General features: G+C 36.9%; 4 protein-coding genes, 1 tRNA gene and 2 pseudogenes. 1 reads left to right on the top strand and 6 read right to left on the bottom strand.

What is annotated here, in order from left to right; genetic code table 11:
• Positions 1 to 1,303: pseudogene (locus LGZ98_RS24440) on the top strand (SIR2 family protein); the annotation flags it as partial.
• A gap of 516 nt (positions 1,304 to 1,819) precedes the next feature.
• On the opposite strand, the pseudogene LGZ98_RS13710 reads toward LGZ98_RS24440, so the two are convergent.
• The 6 genes and pseudogenes from LGZ98_RS13710 to LGZ98_RS13685 all read right to left on the bottom strand — a co-directional run.
• Positions 1,820 to 1,972, bottom strand: a pseudogene (locus LGZ98_RS13710) (helix-turn-helix domain-containing protein); the annotation flags it as partial.
• Positions 1,973 to 2,444: 472 nt separating this feature from the next.
• Positions 2,445 to 5,561, bottom strand: coding sequence for a type I restriction endonuclease subunit R (locus LGZ98_RS13705; protein WP_262978190.1), 3,117 nt, complete (start codon positions 5,559 to 5,561; stop codon positions 2,445 to 2,447).
• 25 nt (positions 5,562 to 5,586) lie between these two features.
• Entirely contained in the window at positions 5,587 to 6,741 is a 1,155-nt protein-coding gene (locus LGZ98_RS13700; RefSeq protein WP_262978189.1) for an AAA family ATPase, read from the bottom strand.
• Between the two features lies 1 nt (position 6,742).
• Positions 6,743 to 7,894 carry a restriction endonuclease subunit S gene (locus LGZ98_RS13695; RefSeq protein ID WP_262978188.1) on the bottom strand — a complete coding sequence of 384 codons (1,152 nt, stop codon included), beginning with the start codon at positions 7,892 to 7,894 and terminating at the stop codon, positions 6,743 to 6,745.
• Positions 7,891 to 9,447, bottom strand: coding sequence for a type I restriction-modification system subunit M (locus tag LGZ98_RS13690; protein WP_262978187.1), 1,557 nt, complete (start codon positions 9,445 to 9,447; stop codon positions 7,891 to 7,893). Before LGZ98_RS13690 ends, LGZ98_RS13695 begins: the two co-directional genes overlap by 4 nt.
• A 318-nt stretch (positions 9,448 to 9,765) precedes the next feature.
• A tRNA-Arg gene (locus tag LGZ98_RS13685) sits at positions 9,766 to 9,842 on the bottom strand.
• Positions 9,843 to 9,978: the final 136 nt, after the last annotated feature.

Genomic DNA, 9,978 nt, shown 5'->3' with positions numbered 1-9,978 from the left:
TGGTCAAGGTTTTTATAATTACTTATCGGAAATAAAGGATAAATATAAAGAAGAATAAAATGACTCTGATTTAAATCATAAAGTATATTCGGACGCAGCAACTTACATTGAAAAAAATTCAAGGAATTATTTAATTCAGGTAAAATATCATTAGAAGGATTAACACCAAAAAGAGTTTTTGATGAGGATATATCACCATTTAAATATTCTTTATGTCAAAGATTCAAGCAAGATAAATTAAGGCCAAATATTAAAAAAGATGAACTTGAATCATTTAAGAAGTTTTAAAAAAATGCAAAAATGATTATTACAACAAATTACGATTCATTTATTGAAACACTTTTGTCATAACAAAATGTTGAACCTAAAATGTATATTGGCAATGAAGGTTTTTTTGATGATACTATTGGATGGAGTGAGTTATATAAGATACACGGAGATATAGAATTACCTAATTCAATAGTAATTAATAGTTATGATTATGAAAGATATGATAATAAATCTATACTCAAGATACTTCAAAGTGCATGTTTGAAAAACGATTATGTTGTTGAATTTAAATATTTTTATATCTGACGACTCAAGCATCTTGAAGTTCATTCGGTATATACTGATTAGCGCAAAAATATTATCAAGCATGATAAAAAGCTCGATAATTTTTATTGGATATTCATTAACAGATAGAAATGTAAAAAAACTACTGACTGATTTTTCTTCACAACTTCCGAAAGAAGACAAAAGAAAATCTGCTGAAAGAATTATTTTGATTGAGTTCAAAAAAGATGAAATGGATATTATAAAAACACATAGAACAGATGATAAATCACAAATAACGTATACATCTATAGAAACAGATAATTATAAAAAGATATATGATGAAATAAGTAATATAGATGAAGGGTTGCCGCCATATGATATTCTTAGATATCAAAGGGTAATAAAGCAACTTATACTAGAAGAAGGGGAAAAAGGAAATCTAGGTAGTCTATTAGTCACACCTTATGATTTGGATGAGTTAGAGAAACATGCCAATTCTGGTAAAAATTTAGTTGTTGCCTTAGGTGATAAACAACTTGTTTATATTAGAGTAAAAGAAATGTAATATTTAGAAGATTATATCTTTGAGAAAAATGAAATACCAAATAAATCGGCTCTTGAGTTTCTCATCGATTATCCTCCTCATGTCAGAACTCCTTTCTCCAAGTTAATAAAATCTTGTGATTTCCATAATATAAAAATATCAAAAAAAGAAATGAAAAAAATAGAAACAAGAATAACGGTACATGGAAAAATAGATGATTTATACCCGTCATCTTTCAAGTTGCCTCTTTGTTGGCTGCACTCACTCACCCCGGTCACATAGTTATCTATGCTCCCGGGGATTCGTTCCCTTGCCGTCGCGATGCATCTTGAAATCCATAGGGTATAGTTAAATCTGTCAATCTGGACAAAAAATATTCAAGGATTGGGTTTGGCTCAATTGAAGATATCAAAACCGAGAACTTATTAAAAAACAAAGAATTATTTGTTATAATAAAGAATATAAAATCAATAAGTAAAAATGAATTAAGGAAATATATCCAAGAAGAAGCCTTTCCATTATTTAAAAGAAATGGAAAGGATGATCATTTAAAATCAGACTTAAGAAAATTATTTTTAGCTTTTGATTTATTCATACATGGAGATGTAAGTTTAGATTTATTAAAACAAGGCGACCTAACTTCTCTTAATTAAAAGAAAAATTCTAACTATCAATTAGTGGGGGGCTTATTATCCCCACAAGAAAATATCTTTTTAATTCAGGCTATTGTTAGTCAAATTATTTTCTAGCCTTTCGCTCAATAAGCTGACTGTACATATCAAAATACCGACTAGGCCAAATTCCAGAGGGATGAATTTCGAGATAGTTAGCAATAATCCATTCGCCTTTAGGTCAAGGCCGACTGAGCGTATTGGCTAATGTAGATGTAGTGGTAATATCAAAACACCTTTCTGGGGTAATTTTTAGTTTAATAAACCTTCATCGCCGAACTTTTTAAGATTGTTCTACTGACAATATCTGCTTCCAAAGGTGTGCAGATGTACCACAATCTTGCTCTCCCTTTCAGGCTACGGGAGTTTTATTTCACCACCCGGTGGGTGATCCTTGCAAGCGATGGGATCTTTGTAGTAACAGGTTAATACGTTATCGATTAGATTTGTCGGGGCTAACTTTTGTTTGATGGTAAAAATAGCTTCATAAAAATTCACAATAATTACAATCTGTTGTGGTGTTTAAAACTATTGAAACGCATCAATTTGTGAGCCGAGGAAAGGTGAGATAATGATACAAATGGAAGAGGGAAAAATAGCGTACCAACCATCTAAACGTTAAGGTGTCTAGATGGTTGGTAAGTGGCTTATAATAGCTAGTAGTAGATCGGCTGTTGTATATTAGCTCACACCTATATTTGCCCACCTACCCCTTTAAACTTCTCAACAAATGCAGCAATTTTCTGGAAGACAGCCTGCTTTTTCGTTCTGTATTCTGGGTTAAGTGGACTTAACTTAGGTAGAGTGGAATTGAGCTCTGTGCCGTTTTCACTTGCATATTCTCGTTTTAATGATGCTGTAATATAGCGCTTAGCCGCCTCTTCGTTTAATTTCTCCGAGCTAATTAACTCTTCTGCTTCACGTTTTTGTTCAGCTTGAGCAAATTTGAAAAATTCATCAATAATACTGGCCTTGTCGATAATTTCGTCCAAGTTAGTTTGATTAATGAAATCAACAATTAAACTTTCTTTTGCTCGATTGCCAAGGCTGGAACGAATTAAACGGCGAACTTCATCAATTAATTCTGCCTTATTTTTATTCTTTTTATTGTTTTCAAAAATCAACTCAAGAATGTAATCTAAATTAATTTCCTGCGATTTGAGCAAGTCCACTTCAAAGACGACGTCATCCCAGTCAATAGTAGATTTATCTTTCTCGTTAGACGACTTTTCACGGCGTAACCAATCACGCGTATCATTATAGGTTGAGCGATAATCTTGAATAGTACGCTCAGTTGGCATCTCAATCGATTGCATCACGGCGATATCTTCATCACTCAGGTAATATTTAGCCTTAAATGCCTCAACAGCCTCCGGATTACTAATATCTACATGTTGTAGAGCCTTTAATCCTGCAAATTCATCATAGTTTTGCAGTACATTCTCCGCACGTAAATATTCACCAAATAGTTTGGCAAAATCCTTTTTATCTTGCTCTTTAATAATATCATCAGGATTAGGAAAGCGTCTTTGTAGCTCTGTCACTACCTCTAAAAATCCGCGACGTGCTTCGCCGGTGACTAAATCAGTAAAGCCTTCCATGTATTCTTTATAGCTTTTTTCCAGCACTACGTTTTTGGTGTTCTTATCACCAAATAAAGTGATGGCTTCAACTGTAGACTGTTCTAAATCACGGAAGGTGACGATATTGCCAAAGGTCTTCGTGGCGTCATAAATACGGTTAGTGCGTGAAAAAGCTTGCATTAGTCCGTGGTAACGCAGATTTTTATCGACAAATAAAGTATTCAATGTCGGCGCATCAAATCCTGTTAAGAACATGCCAACAACAATCAGTAAATCTACTTCTTGATTTTTCACTCGCTTAGCGAGGTCTTTATAGTAGTTTTGGAAACCTTTACTATCTACACCAAAATTCATTTTGAACGCTGCATTATAATCATTAATGGCCGCGCTTAAAAATTCTTTGGCACTGCTGTCCATTGCGGTGAGCTCAAAACTTTCATCAATAATCTCACCAATAGCATCTTGCTCTTCATTAGTGGCGAAAGAGAAGATAGTGGCAATATTAAGCGGTTTTTTATTTGCTTTATTTTCTTCAGTCTCTTTTTGTAAATTCTTGAACGCTTCATAATAAGCTTTGGCGGCATCCACGCTACTGACAGCAAACATAGCATTAAACCCCTTGCCACCGGCTTGGAGACGATGCGTTTTTTGCCTGAAGTTATTTAAAATATACTGGGAAATTTCACGAATACGAACAGGATGTAAAAAAGCTTGCTTGTTTTCTGCCGCTGTTAACTTTTTCTCGTCTTGTTCGGTTTCAATGGACTTAAACTGTGGTCTTACATCGTTATAATCAACTTTAAACTTCAATACTTTTTCATCACGAATGGCATCGGTAATCACATACGAATGTAATTCTCGGCCAAATACACTACTGGTGGTGTCTGCTCCTAAAGCATTTTGCGGGAAAATTGGCGTGCCCGTAAAACCAAATTGATAATACTTTTTAAATTTCTTCTTTAGGTTTTTTTGTGCTTCACCAAACTGGCTGCGGTGTGCCTCATCAAAAATAAACACTATTTGCTTATTGTATATTGGTAAATCGCTTTCACTTTTTATTAAGTTATTAAGTTTTTGAATGGTAGTAACAATAATTTTATTGTCATCTTTTTCAATATTCCGTTTTAGCCCTGCGGTACTCTCCGAACCATTAACGCTGTCAGGCGAAAAACGTTGATATTCTTTCATGGTCTGGTAATCCAGATCCTTACGATCGACCACAAAAAACACCTTATCGATAAAATCCAACTCAGTAGCCAAACGCGCCGCTTTGAAACTAGTTAAGGTTTTGCCCGACCCCGTGGTATGCCAAATGTAGCCACCACTTTCAGTATTACTCCAATTTTTAGCCTGATACGCACTTTTAATTTTCCACAAAATACGTTCAGTAGCCGCTATTTGATAGGGGCGCATCACTAATAAAGTATTGCTAACATCAAATACAGAATAATGAATTAACACATTCAGCAAGGTATTTTTCTGAAAAAATGTGGCTGTAAAATCTTTTAAGTCTTTAATCAGCGTATTATCAGATTTGGCCCAATTCATGGTGAAATCAAAACTGTTTTTATCACGCTTGGTAGTATTGGCAAAATAGCGCGTGTCTGTACCGTTTGAAATCACAAAAAGCTGTAAGTATTTAAACAGCGAGTTTTCTGTATTAAAGCTTTCTTTACTATAACGATGCACTTGGTTAAAGGCTTCACGGATAGCAACTCCGCGCTTTTTAAGCTCAACTTGTACTAATGGCAGGCCATTAACCAAAATGGTTACATCGTATCGATTCGCTTGCGCCCCTGTTTGCTTGAATTGCTTAATGACTTGTACTTTATTACGGGCAATGTTTTTCTTATCCACGAGATAGATGTTCTCAATATGCCCATCATCAAAAACAAAGTCGTAGATATAATCGTTATGAATCTTACGAGTTTTGTCTATGCTGTTATCATTGGGCTTATCTAAGTATTGCTCAATAAAGCGTTGCCACTCACTTTCTGAAAAATTAACATTATTCAGTATCTGCAATTGCTCACGCACATTAGCCAGCATTTTTTGGGGCGTGTTTAAGTCAGTAACATATTCATAACCTTGGTTGACTAAATCGTCGATCAATTCCCGTTCTAAATTATCTTCGCTTTGATAGGTTTCATTTAGCTGCAATTCCTTAGTGTATTTATCAAGTACGATAAAGTTATTTGATTCAGCAACAGTTTTGTATTCGTACATACTTCACCTATAAATTCGATTCACTCTAGTCTTCTGCCTGTTGGAAGCGGTACATAGTGTTAATTTCATTAACCAGATAGCGCAAAACACGCTTGTCATCTTCCGTAAGCTCAGCGACCTCTTCACCTGCATGTTTTGAATGACTAGAGATATTAATAATCCTGGCTTCATAAGGGTTAGGTCTGCCATCATCGGTTTTTGGCAATAAATCACCCCACTTTTTATAGCCAAGAAAAGTAGAGGTTTTTTCTAATATATTTCTTAAAAAGTTGAAGTGATATTTGCTCAATTGACCGCTTTCGATGGCTTTTTCGAGTTCTGACTTCAGATAAAGATGATATGAAAATGGTGAATCATTAGGTTGGATTGCTAGCTGATATGTGCCATCTTCATGCTTTGTCAGCCTATATTTCTCAAACCACTTCTTTTTATAGCTTTTATCATCACTGTTTAGCTCATTGTGTAGCACATTATAGAAAAGAGGGTTATGTGTCGTGATGATGAATTTAACGGTAGACTCGTTAGATTTAATAAGTTGCGCAAGATGTACTGCCAACTCAATCAAATGGTTTTCATCTAACGAGCTCACAGGATCATCAATAAAGACGCATTGCAATTGATTAAACTGATCTGTTTCTCGCTCACTGGGTTCAGCAACATTTAGCACGCTTATTACTTGCTCAATCAGTGTGTAAAACATACTCCAGATAAAGTTGCTTTCTTCGCCTTTTGATATTTTAACATTTTCAGTTGGTGCTTCATTACCACGTTCGAAAGAAAATGTGACCTCCGAACTATTTTCGCTAAAATGTGGAGTTAATTTTTCATCCGTATAGCGTTGAAAGTTAGCAATGATATTCCGATCTTGCCCTTGGTCTTTCAGCACCCAGTCTGTAAATGAATTCGGCTGGATTTTGAGTTTAGGCTCGGTATTCTCAGATAAGTCGTTATCCCAGTAAAACAAGTCTTCGGTAAAGGCGTTGTAATACAAAAAATTAGTACGCGTCAATGATAGTTCTTCATTGTTGCTACTTTCATCATTATCATTTTTAGGAGCAACAAGCTGTTTAAATTCCCGCGAAAGCCGGGTTTTACCCGTACCATTAAAGGCATAGATCAACTGCACTTTCTTGTTGGCATCTTTTAGCTGCTGTGCTATTTCCGTTAGCGTTTTGCTCATATTACGCCGCTACCTCTGGCTTGGGGAAACTCAACAGCAGATCGCGATAATATTCGTATTGCTTTTGACGTAGTTCAATTTCACGAGGCAAACCTTCGCTAATGGAGTTAGTTAAAGCGTCGAATTTATCTAAGGTAGAGACGATACGAGCTTGCTCGGCTAGTGATGGAATAGGAACAAGAATTTTTTCTAGATCACTCTTTGAGACCCTACGAACCTTTGTTCCGGTAATATACTTTCTTTTCTGCGCCTGAAAAGCTTCCGTTTGAAAATAGTAGGCTAAATATTTAACGTTTTGTTCGTTCCTGAACAACATCATATCGCCAGAAATAGCAACTTGACCGCCCAGCCATGCCAGTGGTTTCACAACATCCTCATCATTTTCGGAAGTTGTTGCAAGCAGAAGGTCATTCTCATTAGCTTTTCTCAATTTTTTAGCTAAATTTTCAGATACATAAGTGAAAGTTATATCAGATGATAGGCCATATCTGGTGTAGATTTGCCCATAATGTATAGCTGGAAATCCATTTTCAATGAAATCTTTTTTTTGCATTCCATTGCCACGAATAAATTCACCAATTTCCCCCAAAGTCTTCCACTCCACCTCACTTTCTTCAAAGCTTAACAATTGGTCGCGATAGTAGTTGTATTGTTTTTTGCGAGCTGTAAGCTCAGCGGTAAGCTTAGCGGTAAGCTCGGTAAAGGTGTCCAAAATGCGGACGATTTCAGTTTGGATATCGAGAGATGGGATGGGAATTTGTATTTTGTTTAATATAGCCTGTGTCAGGCTAGGTCTCCCTGAACCTGTGTCTAGCGCCAACAGATCGATAGTTTTGATAAAATAATATAAAAATTTAGGGATGATTTTCTTAGTATTAATTTCTGTATAGTAAATTGTGTCAACATTCCAAAAAGGTGACTCAATATAAAAAATATTTGTTATCGAGCCCTTGCGGGGAATTAAAACCGTTGGCTTATTATATGAATAGGTATCGACATACCCCATGATCCCGCCTGAACCATACACTGGAATATCGCCAGAATTCAATCTTTTCCAATCTTTGCCATGTTTTATTTTCGCCACTTGCTCCAAAGATTCCCATTCCACCTCAACCCCTTCAAGCAATTTTTCCATAAAACTCATATTGCTCATGCCTCACTCTCCGTACCTTCAATCTCAGCAATAATGGCATCAATATCCGCCCGCAGCTGGTCGATTTTTTTAACGGTAGTCTTTAGTTCAGCATTGAGTTTTGTAATATCAATCTCTTCACGATTGTTTTTGGCTTCTACATAACTACTCACCGACAGGTTGTAATCGTTAGCGGCGATGGCTTCAAAACTGACTGATTTTGCCAAATGCTCAACATCAGCTTTGCTATCAAACATCTGCATAATTTGTTCGATATGATTGTCGGTGAGTATGTTGTTATTGGTTTCTTTTTTAAACAGAGTGCTTGCATCAATAAACTGGGTGGTGGTGTCGGTTTTGTGTTTAGACAGCACAAGAATGTTTACAGCAATGGTCGTGCCAAAAAACAGGTTAGGTGCCAATGAGATCACGGTTTCAACATAGTTGTTATCTACCAGATATTGGCGGATCTTTTGCTCAGCTCCACCACGGTAAAAAATACCCGGGAAGCAAACAATTGCCGCGCGGCCTTTGCTGGATAAGTAACTCAATGCGTGCAGTACAAAGGCAAAGTCGGCTTTGGACTTCGGCGCTAATACGCCAGCGGGAGCAAAGCGGTCATCATTGATCAGTGTTGGATCATCACTGCCAATCCATTTCACCGAATACGGTGGATTAGAGACGATGGCATCGAACGGTTTGTCATCACCAAAATGCGGTTCGGTTAAGGTATTGCCCAACATAATATTAAACTTGTCGTAGTTAATGTTGTGCAAAAACATATTCATACGCGCAAGGTTATAGGTGGTATGGTTAATCTCCTGACCAAAGAAACCGTCTTCAATAATGTGGGCATCGAAGTGTTTTTTGGCTTGTAATAGCAGTGAGCCCGAACCAGCGGCTGGATCATAGATTTTATTCACGCTGGTTTGCCCGTGCATGGCAAGCTGAGCGATTAGCCTGGAAACGTGTTGTGGTGTAAAAAATTCACCGCCTGATTTACCTGCATTAGCAGCGTAGTTAGAGATTAAAAACTCGTAAGCATCACCGAACAGATCAATCTTGTTATTTTCAAACTGACCAAATTGAAGCCCTGCCACGCCTTTTAATACGGCGGCTAAGCGGGTATTTTTATCTTTAACTGTATTACCTAAACGGTTATTGGTGGTGTCAAAATCGGCAAAAAGACCCTTAATCTCGGCTTCAGATGGGTAGCCGTTGGCTGAGTTTTCAATAGCGACGAAAATGGAATTTAAATCTTTGTTTAAATTATCATTTTTATTAGCATTTTCGGCAATATTAACAAACAGCTGGCTTGGGTAAATAAAATAGCCTTTGGTTTTAATAGCGTCATCTTTAATATCGTCAGTGATAACATCATCTGGAAGCTCGGCATAGTTAATGCTTTCATCACCGCCTTCAATGTAGTTTGCAAAGTTTTCACTTATAAAGCGATAAAACAGCGTACCTAGTACGTACTGTTTGAAATCCCAGCCATCCACCGAACCTCTCACATCGTTAGCAATTTGCCAGATTTGACGCTGTAGTTCGGCGCGTTGTTGGGTACTTGTCATTGTGAAACTCCACTTTTAATACGTTTTTGAATGGCCATCGGCCCATAATCATCCCAGTATTATAACGAGTAAAGACGTTCTAATCATTTTGAATCGCTACAAGTTTAGTCGTCATCTCTGGGGCATTTTGGACTGCTTCCAACCTGATAGACAATCCACTTTTTTATATTTCTTTGAAAAATGCCTACATTAAGAAAAAATTACTCTTCTGGCAGGTTATTTCAGCGGATTTTACTCGACTTCTGGAGAACAAGGAGAGCCTAATTCTTTGTATTTACTAGATTTATGGGCTTTGCTAGACGATGAGAGAGGTTGATATGGCGCGCCCTACAGGATTCGAACCTGTGACCTACGGCTTAGAAGGCCGTTGCTCTATCCAGCTGAGCTAAGGGCGCATCTTGAGAGATGAGCTGCATCAGTAGTGCTCTGATGCGGGGAGAGATTATACGGTGACAACTCCTTGAGTCAATGGCTTTTCTACTTATAAATCTTCATCTGGCTATTTTCTGATTATCAATAAAACTGACAGCA

The sequence above is a fragment of the Photorhabdus kayaii genome, from assembly GCF_025384895.1.
Classification (GTDB): Bacteria; Pseudomonadota; Gammaproteobacteria; order Enterobacterales; family Enterobacteriaceae; genus Photorhabdus; species Photorhabdus kayaii.
Note: the sequence above shows the minus strand (reverse complement) of the source record. Positions and strands in the feature narration are given on the sequence as shown.